Origin of the sequence: Collinsella sp. An271 (genome assembly GCF_002159695.1) — a bacterium.
GTDB lineage: Bacteria > Actinomycetota > Coriobacteriia > Coriobacteriales > Coriobacteriaceae > Collinsella > Collinsella ihumii.
This window is the reverse complement of sequence record NZ_NFJE01000011.1, coordinates 1-25,525: the sequence shown is the minus strand read 5'-3', so window position 1 is coordinate 25,525 and position 25,525 is coordinate 1. Positions and strand designations below refer to the sequence as shown.

23 protein-coding genes are annotated in these 25,525 nt (G+C 64.0%); 18 read left to right on the top strand and 5 right to left on the bottom strand.

Annotated features, from left to right (window positions below; genetic code table 11):
- Positions 1–132: 132 nt before the first annotated feature.
- From B5F74_RS09735 to B5F74_RS09725, 3 genes are all read left to right on the top strand, one after another.
- Positions 133–1,065, top strand: coding sequence for a hypothetical protein (locus B5F74_RS09735; RefSeq protein WP_087202044.1), 933 nt, complete (start codon positions 133–135; stop codon positions 1,063–1,065).
- A 350-nt stretch (positions 1,066–1,415) separates the two neighbouring features.
- Positions 1,416–2,090, top strand: coding sequence for a DUF3990 domain-containing protein (locus B5F74_RS09730; protein WP_087202042.1), 675 nt, complete (start codon positions 1,416–1,418; stop codon positions 2,088–2,090).
- Positions 2,065–2,754, top strand: a complete 690-nt coding sequence (locus B5F74_RS09725) for a helix-turn-helix transcriptional regulator (RefSeq protein WP_239283455.1) — start codon at positions 2,065–2,067, stop codon at positions 2,752–2,754. The genes B5F74_RS09730 and B5F74_RS09725 overlap by 26 nt, the downstream gene beginning before the upstream one ends.
- A gap of 45 nt (positions 2,755–2,799) precedes the next feature.
- On the opposite strand, the gene B5F74_RS09720 is transcribed toward B5F74_RS09725, so the two are convergent.
- Positions 2,800–3,783: a restriction endonuclease gene (locus tag B5F74_RS09720; RefSeq protein ID WP_204212542.1), complete on the bottom strand. Its 984-nt coding sequence runs from the start codon at positions 3,781–3,783 to the stop codon at positions 2,800–2,802.
- Positions 3,784–4,080: 297 nt separating this feature from the next.
- Between B5F74_RS09720 and B5F74_RS09715 the strand changes: the two genes are divergently transcribed.
- Together B5F74_RS09715 and B5F74_RS09710 are read left to right on the top strand one after the other, a co-directional pair.
- Entirely contained in the window at positions 4,081–4,428 is a 348-nt protein-coding gene (locus B5F74_RS09715) for a nucleotidyltransferase domain-containing protein (RefSeq protein ID WP_204212541.1), read from the top strand.
- A gap of 92 nt (positions 4,429–4,520) precedes the next feature.
- Entirely contained in the window at positions 4,521–4,745 is a 225-nt protein-coding gene (locus tag B5F74_RS09710; protein ID WP_066834017.1) for a DUF3791 domain-containing protein, read from the top strand.
- Positions 4,746–4,798: 53 nt separating this feature from the next.
- Here the strand turns inward: B5F74_RS09710 and B5F74_RS09705 are convergent, their stop codons facing one another.
- The gene (locus B5F74_RS09705; RefSeq protein ID WP_087202036.1) at positions 4,799–5,233 is read right to left on the bottom strand and encodes a hypothetical protein; all 435 of its coding nucleotides are present in this window, start codon (positions 5,231–5,233) and stop codon (positions 4,799–4,801) included.
- Between the two features lie 350 nt (positions 5,234–5,583).
- Between B5F74_RS09705 and B5F74_RS09700 the strand changes: the two genes are divergently transcribed.
- Positions 5,584–6,408, top strand: a complete 825-nt coding sequence (locus B5F74_RS09700) for an HAD family hydrolase (RefSeq protein ID WP_087202034.1) — start codon at positions 5,584–5,586, stop codon at positions 6,406–6,408.
- 338 nt (positions 6,409–6,746) lie between these two features.
- Positions 6,747–8,549: a DUF6020 family protein gene (locus tag B5F74_RS09695; protein ID WP_087202032.1), complete on the top strand. Its 1,803-nt coding sequence runs from the start codon at positions 6,747–6,749 to the stop codon at positions 8,547–8,549.
- A 275-nt stretch (positions 8,550–8,824) separates the two neighbouring features.
- Here the strand turns inward: B5F74_RS09695 and B5F74_RS09690 are convergent, their stop codons facing one another.
- On the bottom strand, positions 8,825–9,478 hold the full coding sequence (locus B5F74_RS09690; RefSeq protein WP_087202030.1) for a helix-turn-helix transcriptional regulator: 654 nt from the start codon (positions 9,476–9,478) through the stop codon (positions 8,825–8,827).
- A gap of 278 nt (positions 9,479–9,756) precedes the next feature.
- Between B5F74_RS09690 and dpaL the strand changes: the two genes are divergently transcribed.
- From dpaL to hydA, 6 genes are all read left to right on the top strand, one after another.
- On the top strand, positions 9,757–10,971 hold the full coding sequence (gene dpaL / locus B5F74_RS09685; protein ID WP_087202028.1) for a diaminopropionate ammonia-lyase: 1,215 nt from the start codon (positions 9,757–9,759) through the stop codon (positions 10,969–10,971).
- 75 nt (positions 10,972–11,046) lie between these two features.
- Positions 11,047–12,453 carry a YgeY family selenium metabolism-linked hydrolase gene (locus tag B5F74_RS09680; RefSeq protein ID WP_087202026.1) on the top strand — a complete coding sequence of 469 codons (1,407 nt, stop codon included), beginning with the start codon at positions 11,047–11,049 and terminating at the stop codon, positions 12,451–12,453.
- Positions 12,454–12,594: 141 nt separating this feature from the next.
- Positions 12,595–13,797 carry a knotted carbamoyltransferase YgeW gene (gene ygeW / locus B5F74_RS09675; RefSeq protein WP_066834338.1) on the top strand — a complete coding sequence of 401 codons (1,203 nt, stop codon included), beginning with the start codon at positions 12,595–12,597 and terminating at the stop codon, positions 13,795–13,797.
- Positions 13,798–14,063: 266 nt separating this feature from the next.
- Positions 14,064–15,008 (top strand): carbamate kinase, encoded by a 945-nt coding sequence (gene arcC / locus B5F74_RS09670; RefSeq protein ID WP_087202024.1) that lies wholly within the window; start codon positions 14,064–14,066, stop codon positions 15,006–15,008.
- Between the two features lie 105 nt (positions 15,009–15,113).
- On the top strand, positions 15,114–15,725 hold the full coding sequence (locus B5F74_RS09665) for a nucleotidyltransferase family protein (protein WP_158095744.1): 612 nt from the start codon (positions 15,114–15,116) through the stop codon (positions 15,723–15,725).
- 103 nt (positions 15,726–15,828) lie between these two features.
- Entirely contained in the window at positions 15,829–17,196 is a 1,368-nt protein-coding gene (gene hydA, locus B5F74_RS09660) for a dihydropyrimidinase (protein ID WP_087202020.1), read from the top strand.
- 82 nt (positions 17,197–17,278) lie between these two features.
- On the opposite strand, the gene yqeC is transcribed toward hydA, so the two are convergent.
- Complete coding sequence (gene yqeC / locus B5F74_RS09655) at positions 17,279–17,986, bottom strand: selenium cofactor biosynthesis protein YqeC (protein WP_087202018.1); 708 nt, start codon at positions 17,984–17,986, stop codon at positions 17,279–17,281.
- A gap of 90 nt (positions 17,987–18,076) precedes the next feature.
- On the opposite strand from yqeC, the gene yqeB reads away from it, so the two are divergent.
- Complete coding sequence (gene yqeB, locus B5F74_RS09650; protein WP_087202016.1) at positions 18,077–18,859, top strand: selenium-dependent molybdenum cofactor biosynthesis protein YqeB; 783 nt, start codon at positions 18,077–18,079, stop codon at positions 18,857–18,859.
- Positions 18,860–18,981: 122 nt separating this feature from the next.
- A complete protein-coding gene (locus B5F74_RS09645) occupies positions 18,982–20,010 on the top strand; it encodes an XdhC/CoxI family protein (protein ID WP_087202014.1) in 1,029 nt (342 codons plus the stop codon).
- Between the two features lie 193 nt (positions 20,011–20,203).
- Here B5F74_RS09645 and B5F74_RS09640 read toward each other — a convergent pair whose 3' ends face one another.
- Positions 20,204–22,486 (bottom strand): 5'-nucleotidase C-terminal domain-containing protein, encoded by a 2,283-nt coding sequence (locus B5F74_RS09640; protein ID WP_158095743.1) that lies wholly within the window; start codon positions 22,484–22,486, stop codon positions 20,204–20,206.
- Positions 22,487–22,984: 498 nt separating this feature from the next.
- Between B5F74_RS09640 and B5F74_RS09635 the strand changes: the two genes are divergently transcribed.
- The 3 genes from B5F74_RS09635 (at position 22,985) to B5F74_RS09625 (ending at position 25,304) form a co-directional block, all read left to right on the top strand.
- Positions 22,985–23,593: a DUF4203 domain-containing protein gene (locus B5F74_RS09635; RefSeq protein ID WP_087202010.1), complete on the top strand. Its 609-nt coding sequence runs from the start codon at positions 22,985–22,987 to the stop codon at positions 23,591–23,593.
- A gap of 235 nt (positions 23,594–23,828) precedes the next feature.
- The gene (locus B5F74_RS09630) at positions 23,829–23,975 is read left to right on the top strand and encodes a helix-turn-helix domain-containing protein (protein ID WP_079989280.1); all 147 of its coding nucleotides are present in this window, start codon (positions 23,829–23,831) and stop codon (positions 23,973–23,975) included.
- Between the two features lie 117 nt (positions 23,976–24,092).
- On the top strand, positions 24,093–25,304 hold the full coding sequence (locus tag B5F74_RS09625; RefSeq protein ID WP_087202008.1) for an aminotransferase class I/II-fold pyridoxal phosphate-dependent enzyme: 1,212 nt from the start codon (positions 24,093–24,095) through the stop codon (positions 25,302–25,304).
- Positions 25,305–25,525: the final 221 nt, after the last annotated feature.

Sequence of the window (25,525 nt, the reverse complement as noted above, 5' to 3'; positions counted from 1 at the left end):
CCTAGTTGGGGCGCAAACAAAGCGAGAAAAAGAATGCGAGAGATTCTAGAAATAGCGAATCGGCTGCGCAATTTTCTTATACTAATATTAGACAATCTATAAGAAAGGATTGGCCTGGGAGATGCATATCATATGACTCAGTTCCTCGACTTTATTGAGTGGGTTGCCTCGAATAGCGCTGGGAATTTGCAGACATTTCTGCCGGCGGTAATTAGTTTTGTTATTATATACAGTCTATATAAAGCAATAAACAAAATTGCAGATTATGATTGGCATAGAAGAATCGACAAAGAAATCGACCTGCTTCATGCGGTTGAGTTAATTGAGGGGATCGATCCGGAAGTGATGGATCAGATTCGCGATCATATAGTAAGCAAAATTAAGAAAAAAACGAATACAAAAAATAGAATATTATACTGCATTAAAGAATTTCCCATGACAACTCTATTCTGCCTTTGGTACGTAATGATGATGGTCGATGCCGTTTTGAGTGGAGAATTAAACCCACAGGTTCTCTATAGAGTTGCAATTGTGTTGTTTGCTGGCTGTTTGCTGTGCGGAATGCTGGTCGACATCACCATATTTTTTGTCTCATCCATAGTAAGACGAATTAAAGTATTTATTAGAGCATTAATAATGGGAATTAATTTAAGATATAATACTAGGACAGCCGAAAAGTCGGCTGAAAAGTGCACCAGTGGTCTCGAAAAGATACAAAACGAAATAAAGCGTATAGATTGGGGACATCCTTCGGAATCGGAGCGTCTGTGGTTGGAAGAGGTTTTTCAATACCTGTCCATTGCGTTCAAGGAGCAAGTCCGTCGTTACCATGCCTTTGTTGACGTTCAATTGGAAGCGCTTGAACTTGATCATTCTCGTCTTGACAAGATCATTGGAGGCGTGGCTGCTGGTGTAAAGAAGAAACGAGATGATGACATCGAACAGTTTAAGAGGGCGCAATTTCGCTGTATAACTAAGATGGAAGAAACCTTAGACTTGATTAAAGATAAGAGAGGCTTGAGTAAGGAAGAGCATTCTGCTATTGATGGGCGTGACGATTCTTAGCAATCTCATCGGGGCTTATGCCTGTGTACTTGATTGTCAGCAACAATTCTTCCAGTGGTATTTCCGTTTGGGTTTTGAGATTGTTTTACAACTAATCCATCTTCGTGAGAACGTTCTCCGTGGTTGATTTCTCGCCACATTGCAGAGCCTGTGCTCCACTAGTGTTAGTTGTAGTCGCCATATGCATGTGTTACCGGGTTTCTTGACCGCGGCGCATTATCAATTCTTCGGCCTGTTTGATTGCTGGCTCTAATGGCATAACAATACTTGAACGTTGGCAATTATCCCAGAGTCTACTTCTGGCACTATAAGGGTACTATCACTTTAGTGATAGTAGTGAGGAGGTAGATGTGATTCTGTGGCACGGTTCGCCTTGCGTTGTGAAAAGGCCTCGTCTTGAGTTGTGTCGTCCCCACAACGATTACGGCCCCGGTTTTTATTGCACCGAGCATGAGGAGCTGGCAAGGGAGTGGGCTTGTCCGGGCGACGAGGACGGCTTCGCTAATAGATATGAGCTCAAGACGGAGGATCTTCGCGTGCTCGACTTGTCGGATTCGGGCTATTCGGTCCTCACGTGGCTGGCCCTTCTCCTGGCGCATCGTGTCGTCGATCTTTCGAATGCCGTCGCAAAGGAAGCGCGCTCATACCTTCTTGACCATTTTCTTGTAGATATCGCGGCGTATGATCTGATTCGCGGGTATCGGGCGGACGATTCCTACTTCTCCTTTGCACGCGCTTTCCTCAACAACACGATCTCTGTGAATCAGCTATCTCAAGCAATGAGGTTGGGTGAGCTCGGTGAGCAGGTGGTGCTTAAGAGCCCGAAGGCGTTTCAGGCTCTGAGCTTCCAGCGCGCCGACTCCGTTTCCTGCGATATATATGGCCAGAAGCGCATGGAGCGCGATGCAAGGGCGCGTGGGCAGTACCAGACGCTGGCAGCCCGGTTTGATCGCGATGGGCTCTACGTGCGCGACATCATTAGGGAGGAGGTCGATCCGCATGACGAGCGCCTGTTCTGCTCATGATGCGCTGCAGCCTGCCTATGACGTGCTGTATCTCGAGGACGCGATGGGGTGCCTGGGCGGCTTTTTCGACTATGCGATCAACGATTACGGTGCCGAGGCGGCGGAGATCGCCGACGTCTTTGCGGCGAGTCCCCAGGCCCGCCAGTTTGAACGCGGCGCCCCGTGGGTAGTGTCGGGGCGCTCCGGCGTCGAGCTGTTCTGGGATGTGAGCTGCAGCCTCGGCTATGCCGAACCGGATAAGATGACCGAGCCGTCGTTCCGGATCGACCGCACGCCCGAGTATTGGGCCGGATGGGTCGCCGCCTATGTCCAGTGGCGTCTGGCGCAGCCGTTTCGCCTGTTGTTTGCCGCTCTCCCGTTCGAGGAACTCGTCCCGCTCTATCATCCGTGGCACGAGGCGTCCGAGCAGCGTGTCGCGGCGCTCGTGGCCGAGCGATGGCGCAAGCGCTTCCCGATGACGAATCTCGCCCGTCTGCGCGACGCGCACGGCTTCACCCAACGGGAGCTTGCCGAGCTCTCAGGGGTGGGTCTTCGGTCGATACAGATGTACGAGCAGCGCAACAAGGATATCAACCACGCGCGGGGCCAGGTGCTCCAGCGTCTGGCTCGCACACTGCATTGCCGCATGGAGAACCTGCTCGAGCCCGAGTTCGACCTCGTCTGAGGGCGGCCTGCATGTAGCTCCTCCGTTGCGCCTCGGCAGCTCGCTCTACTCGTTCTTCGGTACGGGGATGTACACCTTCTTCAGGGGGATCATCCGCCGGTACTTGCCGTCCAGCAGCTCGTAGTACTTGAGGATCAGGTCCACCAGCTCGCTGCCGCTCACGCCGCGGATGATGGGTGTGTTCTCGAGGTACTTCCGGGCGTTCTTGGTGTAGTTGGACAGGGTGACGAACAGACCGTAGTCGCCCTCGCGCATGGCGCCCTTGAGCGACTGGATGGTGCTCTCCTTGATGTCTCCGCCGCCGCTCTTCACCTGGACGAGGATCCTTGGGGGCAGCTCGTCCTTGTAGGCGGTGATGTCGATGCCGCTGTCGCCGCCCTGGGGCGAGACGGTGGTGCGGTAGCCCATCGCGTCGAGCAGGTTCGCCACGAACTCCTCGAGGGCGTATCCCTTGAGGTTCCGGCTCAGCTCCTTCAGGATGAAGTCGCGCGTCGACTCGATGATCTCGTCCGCCGTCGTGCCGACGGTCTCGTCGACGTCGTCATCCATCAGGTGCTTCGCGCTGAAGCCCTTCTCGATCGCGCCGAGGAACTCGTCCGCGTAGTTCTTCACCTGAAAGAGGCTCAGCACGCATCCCAGCTCGTACAGGGCTCCTTGGGAAAAGGAGAGACGGGGGATGTGCTTGAGCCATTTCACCTTGCGTCGGTTAGGGTAGAGGACGCCGTCGCCCACATATTCGTATTCGCCCTCGATGATGCCGATGTTGATGCTCCGGTCCGACTTCGACGGGAAGACGACGTAATCTCCGACGTTGACCTCATGCGCGAAGCGGTAGAGCACGCCGGCGCAGGTGGCGATCTGCCCCTTGCTGGCATCCGGGTAGGTTTTGGCGTAGTGCTCCTTGAAGGCGTCGCGCGTGGCAGCGGGGGAGGAGAGGTTGCCGAAGTCCTCCCACCCGATCGTCATGACGTTGCCCTGGAGCATGAGCTTCTCGTCTTTGCAGTGGATTCCCCATACGGTGTTCGACATCGATGAAGCCTTTCTCGAAAGGATCCGCGGCCAACGCGGCATGAGGCGGTTTGTTTATTCCCATGATAGCGAATGGTCTCTCAACCGAACTCACTGCGGTCATTTGCGGTGCGTTGCTGCTTGGAGGATGCGCGATTGCCCTTGTCGATGAGCGCAATTCGCTACTGGGATACTGATGGTGTTGAGAACGTTTAGCTCAAGCGAGAGGCGACAAACGGATGTTGAAGTGGTGGGGCTGTCTTCGGCTCGAGCATGGTATAAGTACGATGTGACGAGGTAAAAGGACGGGGGATCAAGATGAGCGCAGCGGATGAAGTTTCCATGAGGGAGCGAGCGCATCGCGCCATAGCCGAACTTATCCGACCCGTGTGCGCTTCGCATCCGTGCGTTGAGAAAGCGTACGTCTACGGTTCGTATGCGCGCGGCGACTTCAACGAGCTGTCCGATGTCGACCTCTGGATCATTCTCGACAGGGATAACTTCGATATCCCCATGACGGAATACGTGGACATCCAGACGGAATTAAGACATGCGCTGAAGTGTCCCACCGATTGCGTGACTGCCGTTGCCCCAGATCAGCTCGGAAAACTGTTCCATCCGATTATGAGAGACAAGGTGCTCGTTTATGACCGCACGGCCGATTGAGGCTGCCCTCAGTAAAGGTTTCAGAGGCCTCTTTTCTGATGGGATTCTTAACAGGCTGGTGTAATGAACAGACGGGCTGCGAAGGAGACTATATGGCCCAGAGCAAAAATGATGCGATCTTCTTCGTCGTCTGGTTGCTCAATCATGTTGCGAGGGAATGGGGTAAATCGACCGCTGAAACGTACCGTCTCCTTGAAAGCGTGGACATCGTGAGCGGATATCTGTATCCGAGTTACGATGTGCTTCACGCCATGGGTAGGGAGGCGCTTGTCGAAGACGTCACCCTCCTTGCGCGGAAGAGGGGCCTTTCGGTTTGAGGCTTCGCCGTAGGGGATGGTCGAGGATCCATCAAGCCCGCCCCATTGCGTACCTACTTCGCCGGCGCGATCCCGACCGAATACGCAGCGCCGATGATGAGGAACACGGGCGCCGCATAGACACCGGCGTAGGAGAGCAGCAGTGTCGGCATGGAGTAGCCGGAGGTCGGGCCGAGCGCGATGACGGGGGCGATGCCGGCGATCATGAGCGCGAGGATAAGGCTCGCCACGATGAACGCGTGCGATTTGAGGGACTGGTTGATGCGGAATTTGCCGATCTTGATGACGACGAGGCCGATGATGGCGCCGATCGCATAGAGCAGCAGGGGCGTGGCGGCGATGGTTCCGACGAGCGTCCAGCTCGATTCGGCGGCAGCGGCGGTCACGGTGGCGACGTCGGTCGTGTAGTACCATGCGGCAAAAACGCCGCACACGGCGGCGATGGCGATCCAGAAGATGAGGTTGCCGACGAACGTGGACGTTTTCATGACAGGCCGCCTTTGCGCATTCGGGGACAGATTCATACATGATGGATGATACGCGACGACATGGTAGCGCTCATTGTTCCGCATACCAAGTTTCTTGCGCTATGCACCCGGGGTGTCTTCCTGGCGCACGCGCGCTCGGACGGCGTCGCCGCGGGCCAGCTGCGTCCACCTCGTAGCGCAGGCGCATCGGTTCCTTCGCAAAGCCGCGGCACACGGAGACACTCGACCGCATCCCCCCAGGCCGTGTTTCGACTTATGTGCGCAGAAGGGGAGAGCCGTGCGTTGCCGTACAATGGCCGTGGCATTCGCGGATGGCCACCTAAGTATTACCGGGAAAGTGCAGGTGAATCATGCAGGCGAGCGCCATCAAGCTCATCCTTTCCGATATCGACGGAACAATCATGCCTGCGGGCGCATCGACGGTGTCCCAGCGCACCGTCGCTGCGTTCCGCGCCGCGCTGGACTCCGGCATCATGGCCGGTCCTGCGAGCGGGCGCGGCCTGGTGCAAATAGCGCCGTTCTTCCGAGGGGACGCCGCGTGCTGCCAGACGGCGATCGCCACCAACGGCCTGGAGGTCTACTGCGCGGGCGAGAAGATCTGTGAGCACCGTCTTCCGATCGCCGCCCTCGAGCGCGCGCTCGACATCGTGCGCGACACGCCGGGCGCGGGCCTGCTGGCCTTTGACGGCACGACGCCGCAGCTCGTCGCCGGCGACCGCGACGTGCTCGCCCGGATCACCCCGGCGTACGCCTGCGCATGCGTGCCCGCGGACGCACTGCCCGCCGAGGACGTCCTCAAGGCGAATATCTTCATCGATGCCGACATGGCGGGGACCGAGGCGTTCGTCGCCCGCTTGAACGACGGGGTCGATGGGCTTGATTTCGATATCCCCATGGTCGGGTACGCCAACATCATGCCGACAGGTTGGAACAAGGGCAGCGCCCTGCTCACCCTGTGCGACCATCTCGGCATCACTCCCGACCAGGTCGTGGTCTTCGGCGATGCGGGCAACGACCTGACGATGTTTTCGGTTGCCGGCCACGCGGTCGCCGTGGGCAATGCGACGCCCGAGGCGAAGGCTGCTGCTCGCTGGCATATCGGTTGCTGCGAGGACGATGCGGTGGCGGCGGCCATCGAGGCCTTGGCAGCAGGGGAGTGGCCGTTTAGCGAGTAGGTCGAGGGCTTCCTGTCCTCTGCGCGCCGTGCTCTTGTGTCCATCCCGTCGTTTATTCATGAAAATGCATGGGGTCAAACAATAGATACCTGGGGAAACGCTCGTTCGGCCCCTCTGTAATTCATGAAAAAGTGGAGGGCGGGGGTGCGGCAGGAATCCTGGAGCGCCGGGGCGGCAACACCAGATTGCCGCCCCGGTGCCGGTGAGCGCCACGGGGGTGGGCGCGGCGACAAGCAGGACGGGGCGAGCTGCCTGCGAGCTTCGTGCGAACTGCGGCTGGACCTCGCCCAATGCTATACTGCAGCGCAGATTACCTCTGCATATCGTCAAGGATGCCCATGGCTGAGATACAACGCAAGTCCGATCAGCGCGCGCTTTCGTCGTGTGCCCAGCGCGCGCTTCGCTACGCACCGTGCGTGCTGCTCATGCTGGCGTTCATCGTCTTTGCGACGTTTCTTGGGGTCTATGCTTCCGCGCTTGCGTCTGACGGCTGGTTCCGGGGCTCGCTTGACGAGCTGGTGCCGCTCGCGACCGTGGGCATCGTGATTCCGGCGGCCATCATCGTTCCCCTGCTCGCGATGGCCCTGAGGCGCATCTCCCGCCCGCCCGCTCCAATCGCGCAGTCGGGCCCGCGCGCGGTCGCCTTCCGCCTTGCCGCCACCGTCGATCGCCTCGTGTTCTCCTGGCGCTTCCGCGCCGTCGTCTTCGCGGCGCTCATCCTCATGCTCTGCTGGTCGTTTTGGATCGTCGCGTTCTACCCGGGCTCGATGATCTACGACACCTACTACCAGATCACGCAGTTCTATCCGCGCGGGGACGAGGTGCGCGCCGAGCTGTGGGCGGTGCCCGGCAGGCGCGCATATGCGCAGTTCAGCGACCACCATCCCATCTTCGACACGCTGCTGTACGGCTGGTTCGCCTATACGAGCGATCAGCTGACCGGCTCATGGAACGCCGGCATCTTCATCTTCTCCGTGCTGCAGGCGCTGGGGACCGCCATCGCCTTTTCGGTCGCCTTCGCCTACCTGCGCCATATCGGCGCGCCGCGCGGCCTGACGATTGGGTTGTTCGCGACGGTCTGCGTGGTCCCGGTGTTCGGTGGCTATGCGCCTGTGGTGATCAAGGACATGCTGTTCTCGGGCATCTACGTCGCGTGGTTCACCATGGCGATCGCGGTGGTCCACACGCGCGGCGACGCCTTGCGGTCCGTGCCGTTCCTTCTTGGCAACATCGTGCTGGCGCTGCTGCTCGCCCTCACCAAGAAGACGGGTATCTACATCGTGATCCCGACCATGGTTATCTACGCGGTCGTGTACCGCCGCGTGTGGTGGAGAAGCCTGGTGCCCGCGGCGCTCTCCGCCGTCCTCATGTGGGGCGTTATGCCGAACGTGGTGTTCCCCACGCTCGACGTCGTTCCCGGCGGACGTCAGGAGATGCTCGGCACGCTGTTCCAGCAGACCGCGCGCTACGTCGCCCTGCATGGGGTGGAGATGGGCGCGAGCGAGCGTCGCGCCATCGACGACGTGCTGGTGGTGGACACGCTGAACGAGCGCTACCAGCCCGAGTGGGCGGATTCGGTGAAGTACGAGTACAACGCGAGCGCCACCGACGAGCAGATCCAGGAGTACCTCAAGGTCTGGGCCGCGCAGGGCCTGCGCCATCCCGAGGTCTACGTGGAGGCGACGCTCTCGATGCTCTCGGGTTTCGCGTCCCCGTCCGAGCCCATCCAGTTGCGCATCGAGACATGGGACGAGGACCATGACGGCACGAGCCTGCTGCGCCGGCCCTGGCAGCTGGAGAGCCTGCGCGAAGCCGCTCGCGACGTCTGGGACGCCTGGGTGGACATCCCGGTCATCGGGCTGGCGATGACCTGCCCGCCGTATGTGATCTGGATTCCGCTGTTCGCCCTGTGGCTGTTCATCTGCCGCATGCGCCGCTGGCTGCCCATCATGATGCCGGTGCTGTTGAGCATGGCGAGCGTCGTGCTGTCGCCCATGTACGATGCACGCTACGCCTGCGCGCTCATCTTCACCGCCCCGCTGCTCATCGCGGTGCTCGGCGTCGCGTTCGCCGAGCGCGAAGCGGATTCGGCGGGCAATCGGGCATCTGTTCGCGAGAACAAGAAGATTTGGTATCAATGATCGGGCCATTTCAAGCCCCGATCGTCCACGAGGCGGGGAGAGCGGTCCGGCGCATCTCGAGCGTATCATAAAAACCGCAGGTCAACGGCTGGTCCGTTTTGTCCAATCAGGCTGATATACGCGAACTTGATACCAAATTGATGCGCACCGGAGCCCGAACGCTCCAGGTTCGTCAACAATACCCCAATACCATGGTATGCGTACCAAAAGCAGGCGGGGGCGGGACTCATATCGAGCCCCGCCCCCGCCTGTTGCCGCGCGTATGTGCGGTTTCGCTACTTCTGACCATCGTCCGAGGCGGCCTTGGCCTCGTCCAGGTAGCTGTAGAAGCTGTACTTGGAGATCCCGAAGAAGTCGCATGCCTTCTGGCTGGACTTGCTGATCAGGAACGCGCCGCGCTGGTCGAGGTAGCCGATGGCCCGCACGCGCTCCTCCTTCGTCATGAGGGCGGCTGGCTTTCCGATCATCTGCTCGCATTCGCTGAACAGGTCGTCAAGCAGGTCGCCGATGTTTTTGGCGATGGGTTCCGGCTCGTTGTGCTCACCGGTGCCGATGAGCGAGGCCAGCGTGCCGGAAAACGCCGTCATCAGCGTGATGTCGAAGTTGATGGCCAGGATCCCGCACGGCCAGCCGGCGTCGTTGCGGATGAAGATGGTGCTCGACTTCAGGAGCTTGCCGTCCGACGTCTTGGTGAGATACGGCGGGCGGTCCTCAAGTTTGTCGGGCGCGTCGTGGAGCGCCTCGAGGACTACATGGCTGGGGCCGTCACCCAGATGGCGCCCAGACACGTGCCCGTTCTCGATCGCCACGATGGAATGGTCGAGATCGTCGGACTCCAAGTCATGGATGACGATCTCGCAGTTGGGGCCGAACTGAAGGGCAAGACCCTTGGCAAGACGGCGATAGAACTCAATCTGCGCTGGGGACATGTAACCTCCTTCCAAACTTTTTGTTAGGTATATCCTGACATAAATATAGTTAGAGCACAAATGCCCAAGGAATATACCGTTTACCGGCAGATTCCAACCGTTTATGAAACCAAACAATCTGTCTGGACTCAGCTTTATCCCCTGTGGTAAAACTAGGTCAGCAAAACTTTTTGTTTGGTGTTCAGATAAAAGTTCAGCCCAGTCGGCCACAACTGCCAAAAGGGCGAGCGCGTATCCCACACACCGGCAAAGTGAGCCAAAAAGGAGAGAACAACAGCATGGCCGATCAGATCAAATGGGTTGCGAACAAGATGCCTAAAAGCGATGACGCCCACCTGGGCATCATGTCGCTCGAGCACGTCAGCGCCGCCCGCTCGTTCCACCAGAGCTTCCCGCAGTACTCGGTGACCCCGCTCGCCAAGCTCGATGGCCTGGCGGCAGACCTTGGTCTTGCGAACCTTGCGGTCAAGGACGAGAGCTACCGCTTCGGTCTCAACGCCTTCAAGGTCCTGGGCGGATCGTTCGCCATGGCGAGCTACATCGCCGAGAAGACCGGCAAGCCCGTCTCTGAGATGACCTACGACTACCTCACCAGCGAGGAGCTCGCCCGCGACTTCGGCCAGGCCACCTTCTTCACCGCCACCGACGGCAATCACGGCCGCGGCGTGGCATGGGCCGCCAACAAGCTCGGCCAGAAGGCCGTCGTCCACATGCCCAAGGGTTCGGTCAAGAGCCGCTTCGACAACATCGCCGCCGAGGGCGCCCAGGTGACCATCGAGGACGTCAACTACGACGAGTGCGTCCGCATGGCCGCCGCCGAGGCCGACGCCTGCGAGAACGGCGTTATCGTCCAGGACACCGCATGGGACGGCTACGAGGAGATCCCGAGCTGGATCATGGAGGGCTACGGCACCATGGCCTCCGAGGCGGCCGAGCAGTTCGCCGCCGCGGGCGTCGAGCGTCCGACCCACGTGTTCGTCCAGGCGGGCGTCGGCTCCCTCGCCGGTGCCGTGGTGGGCTACTTCACCAACCTGTTCCCCGATAACCCGCCGACCTTCGTGGTCATGGAGGCCGACGAGGCCGCGTGCCTGTACAAGGGCGCGGTTGCCGGCGACGGCGAGCCCCGCATCGTGGACGGCGACATGCCCACGATCATGGCCGGCCTCGCCTGCGGCGAGCCCAACACGCTCGGTTGGGACATCCTGCGCAACCACGTGTCCGTCTTCGTGGCGTGCCCCAACTGGGTGGCCGCCAAGGGCATGCGCGTGCTCGGCGCCCCGCTCTCCGGCGACCCCCGCGTGATCTCCGGCGAGTCCGGTGCCGTGGGAGCCGGCCTCATCACGACGCTCATGGAGTCCGATGAGTACGCCGACCTGCGCGAGGCCATCGGTCTCACCTCCGAGAGCTCCGTGCTCATGTTCTCGACCGAGGGCGACACCGACCCGGTGAACTACCGCAAGGTCGTCTGGGACGGCGCGTATCCCGCCGAGTAGTGCAAACCAGATGGGGGAGAGGCCCCATCGAGAAGGCAAGTCGTGTATCAACTCATGCGAGAGAGGATTTCTGCAATGACCAAGGAACTCGATTTCGACGCCATCAAGAAGGCTGCTGAGGCCTATGGCCCCGACATGACCGCGTTTCTGCGCGCCATGATCTCCCATCCGTCCGAGTCCTGCGAGGAGGGCGAGGTCGTCGCCTGCATCAAGGCTGAGATGGAGAAGCTGGGCTTCGACAAGGTCGAGGTCGACGGTCTGGGCAACGTCATCGGCTGGATGGGCGAGGGCGACAAGATCATCGCCATCGACTCCCACATCGACACCGTGGGCATCGGCAACCGCGACAACTGGACCCACGACCCCTATGAGGGCTACGAGGACGACGAGGTCATCTACGGCCGCGGCGGCTCCGACCAGGAGGGCGGCATGGCTTCCGCTACCTACGCAGCCAAGATGATGAAGGACATGGGCCTCATCCCCGAGGGCTACAAGATCATGGTCGTCGGCTCCGTCCAGGAAGAGGACTGCGACGGCATGTGCTGGCAGTACATCGTCAACAAGTACTTCGACGGTCCGGAGGACGCTCGCGAGAAGATCGAGTTCGTCATCTCCACCGAGCCCACCGACGGAGGCATCTACCGCGGTCACCGCGGCCGCATGGAGATCCGCGTCGACGTGCACGGCGTCTCCTGCCACGGCTCCGCTCCCGACCGCGGCGACAACGCCATCTACAAGATGGCCGACATCATCTCCGATGTCCGCGCCCTCAACAACAACGGCTGCGACGAGTCCACGTCCATCAAGGGCCTCGTCAAGATGCTCGACCCCAAGTACAACCCCGAGCACTACATGGACGCCCGCTTCCTGGGCCGCGGCACCTGCACCGTCTCCCAGATCTTCTACACGAGCCCCAGCCGCTGCGCCGTCGCCGACTCCTGCGCCATCTCCATCGACCGCCGCATGACCGCCGGTGAGACCTGGGACTCCTGCCTCGACGAGATCCGCAACCTGCCGGCCGTCAAGAAGTACGGCGACGACGTCGAGGTCTCCATGTACATGTACGACCGTCCGAGCTGGAAGGGCACCGTCTACGAGACCGAGGCCTACTTCCCGACCTGGATCAACGCCGAGAACGCCGCCCACGTGCAGGCGCTCGTCGACGCCCACCACGCCCTGTACGGCGATAAGCGCATCGGCGTCGAGCAGTCCATGGACAAGCGCGCCGGCCGCCCGCTGACCGACAAGTGGACCTTCTCCACCAACTGCGTGTCCATCCAGGGCCGCTACGGCATCCCCTGCGTCGGCTTCGGCCCGGGCGCCGAGAGCCAGGCCCACGCTCCCAACGAGGTCACCTACAAGCAGGACCTCGTCACCTGCGCCGCGCTCTACACCGCCGCGCTGAACCTGTACGACGAGTCCAAGAAGATCGATGACGTGACCGTGTTCCGCGCCGGCGCCACGGACAACGACATCCAGTAAGACCCCATTTCGAGGAGTGTCCGCGCGGCTTCATCCCATGCTTCGCCGCGCGGACCCTCCCGAGGGACGCGTCCGCGCGTCCGCTTCCCTTCGTGTATCAGCCGCCCTGTCGCCAGGGGCGAAAAGAGAGAGGATATGACCATGGACCAGAAGTTCAACGAGCTGCTCGAGACCCTGTCCGGCCTCGACTACTCCGGCATGTACGAGAGCGACTTCCTGCTGACCTGGGAGAAGTCCGAGGAGGAGCTCCGCGCTCTGTACGCCACCGCCGACGCCCTGCGCAACCTGCGCGAGCGCGGCATCTCCACCCGCATCTTCGATTCCGGCCTGGCCGTCTCCCTGTTCCGCGACAACTCCACCCGCACCCGCTTCTCCTTCGCCTCGGGCTCCAACATGCTCGGCCTGCAGCTCCAGGACCTCGACGAGGGCAAGAGCCAGATCGCTCACGGCGAGACCGTCCGCGAGACCGCGACCATGATCTCCTTCATGGCTGACGTCATCGGCATCCGCGACGACATGTATATCGGCAAGGGCGACGCCTACATGCGCGAGGTCGCCAACTCCGTGGCCGAGTCCTATGCCGACGGCGTGCTCGACCATCGTCCGACGCTCGTGTCCCTGCAGTCCGATATGGACCACCCGACCCAGTCCACCGCCGACATCCTCTACCTCATCAACGAGTTCGGCGGCATCGAGAACCTGCGCGGCAAGAAGGTCGCCGTCACCTGGGCCTACTCGCCCTCCTACGGCAAGCCGCTGTCCTGCCCGCAGTCTCTGATCACCCTGCTGCCCCGCTTCGGCATGGACGTGACGCTCGCTCACCCCGAGGGCTACGACCTGATGCCCGAGCTCGTGGACATCGCCGGCAAGTTCGCCGCCGAGTCCGGCGCCACCTTCAAGAAGACCCACAGCATGGAGGAGGCGTTCGAGGGCGCTGACATCGTCATCCCCAAGAGCTGGGCTCCCTACGCCGCCATGGAGAAGCGCACCAACCTCTACGCCGAGGGCGATGACGAGGGCATCAAGGCGCTCGAGAAGGAGCTGCTGGCCCAGAACGCCACTCACCAGGATTGGTGCACCACCCGCGAGCTCATGGAGAAGACCGCTCACGGCCAGGAGACCATCTACATGCATCCGCTGCCGGCCGACATCTCCGGCCTGTCCTGCGAGCACGGCGAGGTCGACGCTGACGTCTTCGAGGATCACCGCGTCGGTATGTACAAGGAGGCCTCGTACAAGCCCTACGCCATCGCGGCCATGATTTTCCTGCAGAAGTGCAAGAACCCCGTCGAGACCCTCAAGGCTCTCGAGGCTGCCGGCAAGGATCGCTGGTACCAGGCGTAATCGCCCATCTTTGGGACGGCTCCTGCTCAGAAGGGGCCGTCCCGGAACCCGCAATGCGGGTTTTACCTGCAAGGTTGTGCTCATTTGCCTCCCTCTCCGCCATGGGTTTGCTCCTTTCTCCCCATGCCTTCTCGATCTTGCAGGTAAAGCCCGCATGAAGCGGACATACCCTTTGTCCTCTCTCGTGGCCGCAGCGCCCGGGTGGTGCGCTCTGCCGCGCCCGGGCGCTGCTGCAGTTTTAAAGCACATCGTGAAAGGTGATTTTCATGTCTCGTCGTATTGTTGTTGCCCTTGGTGGCAATGCGCTGGGATCCAATCTTCCCGAGCAGATGGCTGCGGTCAAGATCACCGCGCGCGCCATCGTCGACCTCATCGAGGAGGGCAACGAGGTCGTGATCGTGCACGGCAACGGCCCGCAGGTCGGCATGATCGCCAACGCGATGGCCGAGCTCACGCGCTCCGATCCCGAGAAGTACATCCCCTGCCCGCTGTCGGTGTGCGGCGCCATGAGCCAGGGCTACATCGGCTATGACCTGCAGAACGCCCTGCGCGAGGAGATGCTCAACCGCGGCATGAACAAGGGCGTCGCCACCGTGCTGACCCAGATCCAGGTCGACCCCGCCGACCCGGCGTTCGAGAACCCGACCAAGCCCATCGGCCCGTTCATGAGCGAGGAGGAGGCCGACAAGCTCACGCGCGAGCGCGACTACGACTTCATGCACGACGAGAAGAAGGGCTACCGCCGCGTCGTGGCGAGCCCCAAGCCCGTCTCGATCGTGGAGCTCGACACCATCTCCGCGCTCGTCGAGTCCGATCACGTGGTCGTCTGCTGCGGTGGCGGCGGCATCCCCGTCATCCCGACCGAGGGCCATCACCTCAAGGGCGCGGCAGCGGTCATCGACAAGGATTTCGCGGCCGAGAAGCTCGCCGAGCAGCTCGACGCCGACTCGCTCGTCATCCTGACGGCGGTCGAGAAGGTCGCCATCGGCTTCGGCACCGACCACGAGGAGTGGCTGGACACGCTGACGCCCGAGCGCGCCAACGAGCTCGGCGAGGCCGGCGAGTTCGGCACCGGCTCCATGCTGCCCAAGGTCCAGGCTGCCACCGCGTTCGTCGAGAGCAAGGAGGGGCGCACGTCGCTCATCACGCTGCTCGAGAAGGCGGCGGACGGCCTTGCGGGCAAGACCGGCACCACGATCGCGCGCGCATAAGGTTCGGATACCTCTCCTTCCAATGGGATGCCCTGCGGGGCATCCCATTTTGCTATGGTGGAAGCGGGGCCTGACGGGACGGGCCGCGGCGGACGGAGGTGCAGGATGCGGATCGGGTGCGTGATCATGGCGTCGGGCGAGGGCAGGCGTTTTGCCAGGATCGCCGGCGCGGGGCGCAACAAGCTGCTCGCCGATGCGGGCGGGGTGCCGCTGGTCGTGCGCACGGTGCGCTCGGTGCCCGCGGCGCGCTTCGAGGTCGTCGTCTCCACGCGCTGGCCCGAGGTCGCGCGCGTGCTCGACGGCATGGCGCCCGGGGTGCCGGTGGCCCTGCACGAGGGAGGGTTTCGCAGCGATTCAGTCCGAGCCGGTTTGGCGGCGGGCGCCGCGCGCTGGGACGGCTGCCTGTTCGTTCCCGGCGACCAGCCGCTGGTGTCGCCTGCGAGCTACGAGGCGCTCGCGCGGGCGTTCGAGGGCGACTCGGCGCGCGCATGGCGCCTGGCATGGCAGGGTGCTCCCGCGAGCCCGGTGCTGTTCCCGCGCGCATGCTTCGGCGCGCTCATGGGCCTTGCCGGCAAGGACGGGGGCTCCTCGCTTCTGCGCTGCGGGGCCGTGGACGTGTCTACGGTCGAGGCGATGCGCGCCGAGGAGCTGATGGACGTGGACACGCCGGAGGACCTTGCGGCCGTCTGCCGCGCCCTGGAGGGCATGGCGGGATAGGGGGCTGGCGCTTCGGGCCGGTTGCCGGATGCGCGCTCGCGGGCAGCGCGCATCCGGGAGCTGACACGACATGCGCGAACCGAACAAGAAAGGAGCTTGGCACATGATCATCATCAAAGGCGGGGCCCTGGTGTGCCCCGAAGGCCTGCGGCGCGGCGACATCGCCCTCGATGGAGGCAAGATCGCCCGCATCGCGGCGAGCATAGAGCCCGGGGCCGACGATACGGTCGAGGACGCCGCGGGGTGCTGGATCTTTCCCGGCTTCATCGACGCCCATACGCACCTTCAGTGCTGGACCGGCATGGACTGGACCGCGGACAGCTTTGAGACCGGTACGCGTGCGGCCGCCTGCGGCGGCACGACGACCGTCGTCGACTACGCCACGGCCGACCGCGGCGTGACCATGGACGAGGCGCTTGCGGAATGGCACAGGCGCGCCGACGGCACGTGCACGGCGAACTACGGATTCCATATGGCCATCGCCGAATGGGGCGAGGACAGCGCGGCGCAGATGCGGCGCATGCGCGAGGCGGGCGTGAGCTCGTTCAAGACGTACCTCGCCTACGACCACCTGCGCCTGACCGACGCGGAGACCCTCCAGTGCCTGGAGTGCGTGCGCGATCTGGACGCCGTGCTGTGCGTGCACTGCGAGAACGGCGACATCGTCAACGAGCTGCAGCGCGAGGTGCTGGCGGCGGGCGTCACGGGCCCGGAGGGCCACCCGCTGTCGCGTCCCGCCGAGGCGGAGGCCGATGCGGTGAGCCGCCTGCTGTATCTCGCGAACATCGCGGGCGCCAAGGTCAACGTGGTGCACCTGTCCACGCGCCTCGGCCTCGACGCCATCCGTGCGGCGCGGTCCCGCGGCCAGCAGGGCATCTTCGTCGAGACGTGCCCGCAGTACCTCACGCTCGATGACACGAGGTACCTGGAGGAGGGCGACGACGGGTTCGCGGGGGCCAAGTACGTGATGAGCCCGCCGCTGCGCAAGCCGGCCGATATCGCCGCCCTGCGCGAGGCCGTGCTGGCGGGCGAGGTCGACTCCATCGCGACCGACCACTGCTCCTTCAACCTTCACGGCCAGAAGGATCGCGGGCGCGACAGCTTCACCCGCATTCCCAACGGGGGCCCGGGCATCGAGCACCGCCCCGCCGTCATGGCGACGAGCTTCGAGGGGCAGCTTGGACCCATGGAGCTCATGCATCTCATGAGCGAGGGCCCGGCGCGGGTGTTCGGCATGTGGCCCGCCAAGGGGCGCCTCGCCGAGGGCGCTGACGCCGACATCTGCGTGTGGGATCCCGCGGCGCGGTGGACCATCTCGGCGGCGACGCAGCAGCAGGCGGTCGACTACACGCCCTATGAAGGCCTCGAGGCTCACGGCCGCGCGCGCCTGGTGTACGTGAACGGCGTGCTCGCGGCGCGCGATGGCGAGCCGACCGGCGAGAAGCCGGGCCGATACGTCGAGCGCGGATAGCCCGGACGTGCATCATCGGGGACGTACCTGCCGCGTGCATCCGTCCCCGATGGCGGATGCGCCGGCTGAGGCCGCCTGACGCCTACGCGAGGCGGACGAGCTCGCCGTCGCGCAGGCTTCCGGCGAAGACCGGGCAGTCGATGAGCGGCGTGAGCGCCGCGGCGAGCGCACGGGCATCTCGTTGGGCGCCCGGGCGTTCGGCCTGGTTGACGATCACGAGGTCGTCGGGCATGCCCACGAGTCCTTCGGCGACGATGCCCGCCGCGATGAGCTCGGGCGACGCCGGCTCGTCGATCGCCACGCCGAGCAGATCGCGGAAGAGCTGGGGGCGGTGCACGACGTCGTAGATGGGCAGGCCGAACCCGGTCGCGCCCGCGACGTAGATGACGCGGGCGCAGCCGCTCGGAATCTGGGGCTCGCGCTCGCTGTGCGCCTTGAACGGCAGGCCGCGCGACCCGTCGGCCTCGACGAGAACGTAGTCGGCGGCCGCGGCGATCGAGTCCCAGGGCTCGGCCGGCGCGGTGAGCTTGCCGGTCGATGCCTCCAGGCATCCGAGTTGGATGAGCGGGGCCCTGCGCGCTTCCGGGGCGAGTTCTTCGAGCGTCGCGGCATAGGCGAGGCCGTCTACGGGAAGCATATGGGTCGAGGTGGCGAGCGCCACGCGGTGCCCGCGCTGCGAGAGGGCGCGCCCGCCGCGTGCGAGCAGCGTCGATTTGCCGCCGCCCCCGATCACGGCGGTGATGCCGCGAATCGGCTCCAGGATATCGACGAGAGTCGTGATGTCGCTCATGGGTCCTCCCTGCCTACGGGGTTTGTGGGACACGGTACCACGGATGCAACGGCGCGGGCGGCATCTGATAAGCGAAAGGACGAAACAGGCATGTTGACATTCATTCGAGGGGCGGGCGACCTGGCGACCGGCATCGCGCTGCGCCTGCACCGCGCCGGCATCTCGGTCGTCATGGCGGATATCGCCGAGCCCACATGCATCCGGCGCACCGTGGCGTTCTCCGAGGCCATCCGGTGCGGCAGCGCGTGCGTCGAGGACGTGCGCGCCAGCTTGGGCGCAACCCCCGACGAGCTGCGTGCGATCATGGAGCAAGGAGAGGTCGCGGTCGCGGTCGATCCCGACGCCGAGCTCGTGGCGGACCTGGCGCCCGACGCGGTCGTCGACGCCATCCTCGCCAAGCGCAACCTCGGCACCACGATGGACATGGCGCCCATCGTCATCGGCGTGGGCCCCGGCTTCACCGCGGGCGAGGACTGCCATGCGGCGGTGGAGACCAAGCGCGGCCACTATCTGGGCCGCGTGCTCTACACCGGCTCGCCCATCGCCAACACGGGTGTTCCCGGCATCATCGCCGGCGTGGGGGCGAAGCGCGTGCTGCGGAGCCCCGCCGACGGCCCGTTCGAGTGCGTCCGCGAGATCGGCGACATCGTCACGGCGGGCGAGGTGGTCGGGCGCGTGGCGGGCGAGCCCATGCTCGCCACGATCGACGGCGTGCTGCGCGGCCTGCTGGCGCCCGGCGTGCCCGCGTTCAAGGGGATGAAGGCGGGCGACATCGATCCGCGCGGAGACGCGTCGTTCGTCAAGACCGTTTCGGACAAGGCGACCGCCGTGGGCGGCGGCGTCCTGGAGGCCCTCTGCCACTTCCGTGCATGACGGGGACGTACCTTTCGCGTGCGTTATTGCACAAGGGGGACGTACCTTCGGCGTGCATGTTTGCATGAAGGGGACACACCTTCGGCGCCGTTTCCGGGCATTCAACCGCAAAGGATAGACCTATGAACAAGATTGAGATCGTTGACCGCCTGCTGGGGGCGCTGGATGCGCAAGAGCCGGCTGAGCTGACGTTTGTCGCCCAGACGCACGGCTCGGCGCCACGCTCGGCGGGCGCATGGATGGCGCTGTTCTCCGACGGGTCGGCTCTGGGCACGGTCGGCGGCGGCAGCGTCGAGAACATCGCGATGGCCGATGCGCGCGGCCTGCTCGATGCCGGGCAGAGCTGCCTGGTCCGCTACACGATCGGCGGAAAGAAGAGCGATACCGGCATGATCTGCGGGGGAGCGGTCACGCTGTGCCACGTGCTGGTCGATGCGTCTTTGCGCGACGTCTTCGTGCAGGAGCGACGCATCCTGGCCGAGCGCAGCGAGGGCGTGCTCTCATTCGACCTTTCGGTGTTCGGCGAGGGGGCGGCAGGCTCCACGGAGCACGGCGAGGGGTCCAAGCGCGCCGTTGCGGGTTCGGTCCCGGCGTCCATCGTGTTCCCGGAGCGCCAGGCCGACATCAAGGCGGGGATCTCCGGCGAGCGCTACCTCGAGCCCATCAGCCCCGAGGGCTACACCTACATCTTCGGCTGCGGTCACGTGGGCCGCGCGCTCGCCTCGACGCTCGCGGCGACTGGCTTTGCCGTCGTCGCCTGCGACGACCGGCCCGAGATGCTCGAGGAGGGCCTCATGCCCGCGACAGTCGAGCGCCGCCTGGTCGATTACGGCAGCATCGGGGACTTCTGCTCCATCGGGCCGCGCGACTTCGTCGTCTGCGCGACGTCCGGCCACAAGAGCGACCGCGAGGTCGTGGCGCAGGCGCTGGCGTGCCGCCCGACGTATCTGGGATGCCTCGGAAGCGCCAAGAAGACCGCGTTCGTGCGCGCCCAGCTCGCCGAGGCGGGCTTTTCCGACGAGGAGATCGCGCAGGTGCACATGCCCGTCGGCCTGCCCATCCAGGCCGAGACGCCGGAGGAGATCGCGGTGAGCATCGCCGCCGAGATGATCCTGCATCGCCGCACGGTGCTGCTGCCGCGCATCCATTAGGGGACGCCGGACGGTGTTTAGGGAACCACCGGTCAATTCATTCCGCACCGGTCGGCCCCGTGGCGGGCGCCTGCCGCGAAAGCAATTGACCGGTGGTTCCCTAGGAAAACATCTCCAAACACGGGGGCGCCCGCGACGAATCGCGGGCGCCCCCGTGCTGCATTTCCGATGCGTGCCGAACCGCGGGAAGGCGCTACGCCTGCAGGACGCCCGCATCCACGGCGTTTTTCATGAGGGCGGCCATCTCGGCGCGCGTGGCACCGCGCGCACCCTCGAGCGTGCGGGCCCCGTCGTGCTCCACGCCGTTGATGATGCCCTGCTGGATGGCCCAGGCGACGGCGGGCCGCGCCCAGTCCGAGACGCTTTCGGCGTCGGCGAACTCGCCGAGTACGGTCTCGTCGACATGCGCCAGGTCGGCGCCCGTGGCCTTGGCGATCACGGAGCAGAACTGCTCGCGGGTGAGCGCCTCGCCCACGCCGAACAGGTTCGTGCCCTCGTAGCCGGTCATGACGCCGTGCGCCACCGTCCAGTTCACGGCGTCGGTATACCACTCGTCCGCGACGTCGGCCAGTCCGGAGCCCGGCGCGCCCGGCTCGCCGCCCAGATAGTTGTAGAGCACCGCGGCGGCCTGCTCGCGCGCGAGCGGGTCGTCCACGCCGAAAGTGCCGTCATCGTAACCGTGGAAGACGCCGTTTTCGGCCGCCCAGACCACGGCCTCGTAATACCATGCGGTCGGGTCCGCGTCGGGGAAGACGCGCTCGGTGTAGGTGATCGTTCCGGTGAGGTCGTCTACCTGCTGCTCCCAGGAGGCGTCGGCGACCAGCGCGCGCAGCGCCTGCTCGCAGCTGCCCCATTCCTGCGCGAGCCGCATGGTCGCGAAGGCCGGGTACTCGTCGGTGGCGCCGGGCAGATAGCTGTTCATGGCGACGGTGTAGGTGGCATCCGGATCGAACGCGCCGCCGTCCGCCATCTCGATGGATACGATGCGCTCGCCGTCCGCGGCGTCCCAGTCGATCTCCATCGTGGCGCCGCCCACCACCAGCACGCTGCCGGAGTTGCTCGGCCAGCTGTACTGCATGGGGTCTTCGCCCGATTCGAGCGCCTCGATCTGCGCGGCCAGGACGTCGCGGCAGGCCTTGGAGATGGACAGGGAGTGCTCGATGGTCGCGAGGATGTCCGCGCCGGTCAGCTCATAGGTTGCCAGCGTGTTCCCATAGGGCGAGATCGAGATGAGGTCGTCTGCGGTGACGTCGCCCGCCGGCACGCCCCCGCGAATGCCGCCGGCGTTCTCGAAGGCGAGGTCGGCGCCCGTAAGTGCCAGATACGAACCGGTCACCACGTGGCCGATGGGCATGTCCTCAGTGCGGATGCGCTCCCAGCCGCCCGGCAGCTCGGTGGTGGAGTAGGCGTACTCGGTGCTGCTCGTGCCCACGACCTCGTCGAGGATCTCGGCGTTGCGGGCGGCGAGCTCGTCGGTAAGGGCCTCGACGCCCTCGTCGGCGAGGGCGTACTGGCCCGCGGTGTCGATCTGCTCGCTTTCGCTGCCGGCGACCGACCAGGTGCCGTCGGCGTTTTCGGAAACGGCGAGGGCGAGCGCGCCGATGGATCCGAAGTACTCGCCGGACGGGCTCGAGGGCTCCTCGACCACGGGGGCCTCGCGGTCGTCCGCGGCGGTCACGACCTCGTCGATCAGAACGTGCTCATGCCCGGCGACGACGGCATCGATGCTGCTCACGTGGGAGGCGAAGCTCTGGGGATCGGTGCTGTGCGTCAGGCAGACGACGATGTCCGCACCGGCAGCGCGGGCGGCCTCGGCGGCGTCGACGGCGGCATCGACGGGCTCGGTGAACGCCAGGCCCTCGACGTTCGCCGCGGGCGTCGAGGTGTAGAACGACTCGTCGATGACGCCCACGATGCCGAGAGTCAGCTGCTCACCTGCGACCTCGAGGTCGACAAGCTGGTACTGCTGCTCGAAAAACGGCGCGCCGGTGTCCGCGTTCACCACGTTTGCCGCAAGCACCGCAAAGTCATGGTCGGCGTCGAGCTCCGCCAGACGGTCGGCCCCGTAGCTCCAGTCGTGGTTGCCCGGCGTGGTGGCGGCTACGTTCGCGGCGTCAAGGAGCTCGGCGATGCTTGCGCCTTCGCTCACCGTGGCGAACGAGTCCCCGTGGAACGTGTCGCCAGCGTCCAGGACGACGGTGGACGACGCATCGGACATGAGGCCCGCGAGTACCGCGTATGCGTTGACCGGCGTGCCCTTCTCATCATCCTCGCCGGCATAGTGCGTGAGCTCGTAATGACCGTGCGTGTCGTTGACGTGCAGGATCTGGATGACGCCGGATGCGGTGCCGTCCGCCGCGAGCGCGCCCTGCGGCAGGCACGCGATGGCAAGCGCTGCGGCGCAGAGTGCCAAGGCGAGCCGTCGCGCCAACGGGATCCGTGCGCCGGCCCTCCAGGTGAGGTGTGCATCTCCCATAGGGAACCCTTTCTGCGTGCGCGCCGTGCGGCGCGCGGTGGGTACGTACACGTTCAATATATGGTGGACGGGGGGTGGACGGGGGAGAGGGGGCAAGAATATTAGGCCGAGCGCTCGATTTCGTGTTCGAACGGCGCCCTCGCACCTCACGAATGCGCGCATGTCTCGCACGGGGAGATGCTCCTCGCTTCGCGTTGCGCTCGCGCCTCCGCGCCGGACGCCTGCGGGCTCGGGCTGCACCGGTATGGTTCACCTGCGCTTTCCTTGCTTCCGCATGTCTACGCCGTCGCAGTGCCGTTCGCGAGCGGGCGGCATGTTGGGCGGAGGCGTCGCCTTCTCTTCTCGGTGCTCTTGTCTGCCGCCGAGGGTTCTTCCGCGCGCCGCGCGGCCTGCCCCTGCGTAAATGGACGGGAACCGCGTCCGCTCATATATAAATGCGCGGTCGATGTCGTGTACCATGTGCGGGTCCTCTTCGACGATCTGAAAGGGGTTGTCTTCATGGAGTATGTCGTCTTGTATCTGCTCGTGAACATCGCGGTCGGCGTTGCCGCGTGCTTCTACGGCAAGAAGCTGTTCTACCTCATGCTCGGCGCGCTCGTGTTCTTGGGCGTGCTGAATATCGGCCTGTCGTCGACCGACGGCTCATCGGTTTCGCTCGTGGTCGCCGTGGTGCTTGGCGTCGTGGCGGCCCTGCTGTCCAAGTTCGTCTATAAGGCGGGCGTCTTCCTGGTCGGCGCCGTGTCCGGTGCGGCTCTTGGTTTCGTGATTGACATCTTGCTTCCCCAAGAGGCCAGCGCCTACCTGGGCGTGGTTATCGCCCTCGGCGCGCTGCTCGTGGGCCTTGCGGCGCTTCGCTGGTGCGACCTGTTCGTGCGCCTGGGCACCGCCTACGCCGGCTCGACGTTCGTGGTCTCCAACGTGCTCGCGGCGGTCTTGGCCTTTGGGAGCCTGGGCACGCTCGCCGTTCCCGGGGACGCCATGGCCACGTTCACCGCGCTTTCCGATTACATCGGCGGGGAATTCTCCGCGGCGCACGGAACGTCCATCCTCATCGGCACGGTCGTGCTCACGATCGTCGGCGCGCTGGTCCAGAAACGGCAAGATTAGAGTCGCTGACGCGCTGATGTAGTGACTGATGCCCGCCCGCGCCGCAGGGCGCTTCCCGCGCGTCCCGCAGTGCCGTCCGAATCGAGAGTACGCTATAGGCACGCCGTCCCATCCACGGTACGGCATAGGCACGTTTTTCGCCCAAAAGTGTGCCTATGGCGTACCGTCGACAGGGCGGCGTGCCTATAGCGTACTCTCGATGGGTTGAAACGAACCCGTCTCCAACCAGCCCCGCATGAGCTGCATGGAGCGAATCGAAGTACTGCGCAAGATCTATAACGAGGGCGTATTCCTTATGAAAGGCGCCGTGCACGTGGTTGCCGAGGAGATGGGCGTTTCGGTGCCGACCCTCTATAAGTACCTGCAAGCGGTGAAGAGATAGCGCCGTTGGGATGACGGCCGGTCATCCCAACGGAGGGCGCCAGGTAGAAACACCGATCCAAACGTCTCGCCACATCGGGGTATCATTGCGAACGGACTTCTATGAAAGGACGGACGCATGAGCTTCGATTTCACCTCAATCATCAACCGCCACGGACAGGATGCAATCGCCGTCGACGGCATCGGCATACCCAGTGGCGCTGCCCCCGCCGCGCCCCAGGACGGCTTCGACTTCATCCCCATGTGGGTCGCCGACATGAACTTCCCGGTGGTCCCCACCATCCAGGACGCCATCATCGAGCGCGTGAAGCAGCCGCACTTCGGGTACTTCACGCCCCGCGAGGAGTATTTCTCCAAGATCATCGAGTGGCAGAGCCGCCGCAACGACGTCGTCGGTCTCGAGCCCAAGCACATCGGCTACGAGAACGGCGTGCTGGGCGGCGTCATCTCCACGCTCAACGCCTTCGCGGCACCCGGCGACGAGGTGCTCGTCCACAGCCCGACCTATATCGGCTTCACCAACTCGCTCACCAACGCGGGCCTCCGCATCGTCCATTCGCCGCTCAAGCTCGATGAGAGCGGCGTCTGGCGCATGGATTTCGAGGATATGGAGCGCGTGCTGTCCGAGCGCACCGTCCACGCCGCCATCTTCTGCTCGCCGCACAATCCCACGGGTCGCGTGTGGGAGCGCGAGGAGATCGAGCGCGCCATGGAGATCTACGCCAAGCACGACTGCGTGGTGATCTCGGACGAGATCTGGTCCGACATCATCCTGCCCGGCCACAAGCACGTCCCGACCCAGTCGGTGTCCGAGGACGCCCGCAATCGCACCGTGGCCCTCTACGCCCCCTCCAAGACCTTCAACCTGGCCGGCCTCGTGGGCAGCTACCACATCATCTACAGCGACTACCTGCGCGACCGCGTGACCTCTCAGTCGTCCAAGCCGCACTACAACGAGATGAACGTGCTCTCCATGCACGCGCTGCTCGGCGCCTATGAGCCCGAGGGCTACGCGTGGGTCGACGAGCTGCGCGAGGTCATCGCGGGCAACGTGGACTGGGCATGCGACTTCATCGCTGCGCATTTCGACGGCGTGCGCGTGTCCAAGCCCCAGGGCACCTACATGCTCTTTCTGGATTGCACCGAGTGGTGCGAGCGCTGCGGCCGAGACATCGACTGGGTTCTGAACGCCGGCTGGCGCGTGGGCGTGGGCTGGCAGGACGGCCGCCCCTTCCACGGCCCGTGCCACATTCGCGTGAACCTCGCGCTGCCGCTCGCCCGCGTGAAGGAAGCATTCGAGCGTCTGGACCGGTACGTGTTCAACGCGTAGGGGAGGCGCCGATCGGCCCGCCGTCCGCCTTGTGAACATGCGCTCAAACACGAAAGCAGGGGGTCGATGACACAAACTGGGCAGAATAGCACGCTAAAGGAGGTCAACAAAGGCTCTTAGAAGATATGACCGATAACTGATCGGTCGGAGCCTCCCCGGATGCCCGCGGGATGGGCGACAATCGTTGTTGTCAGCGCAAACGGCGGTCGCGCACCGCAGTC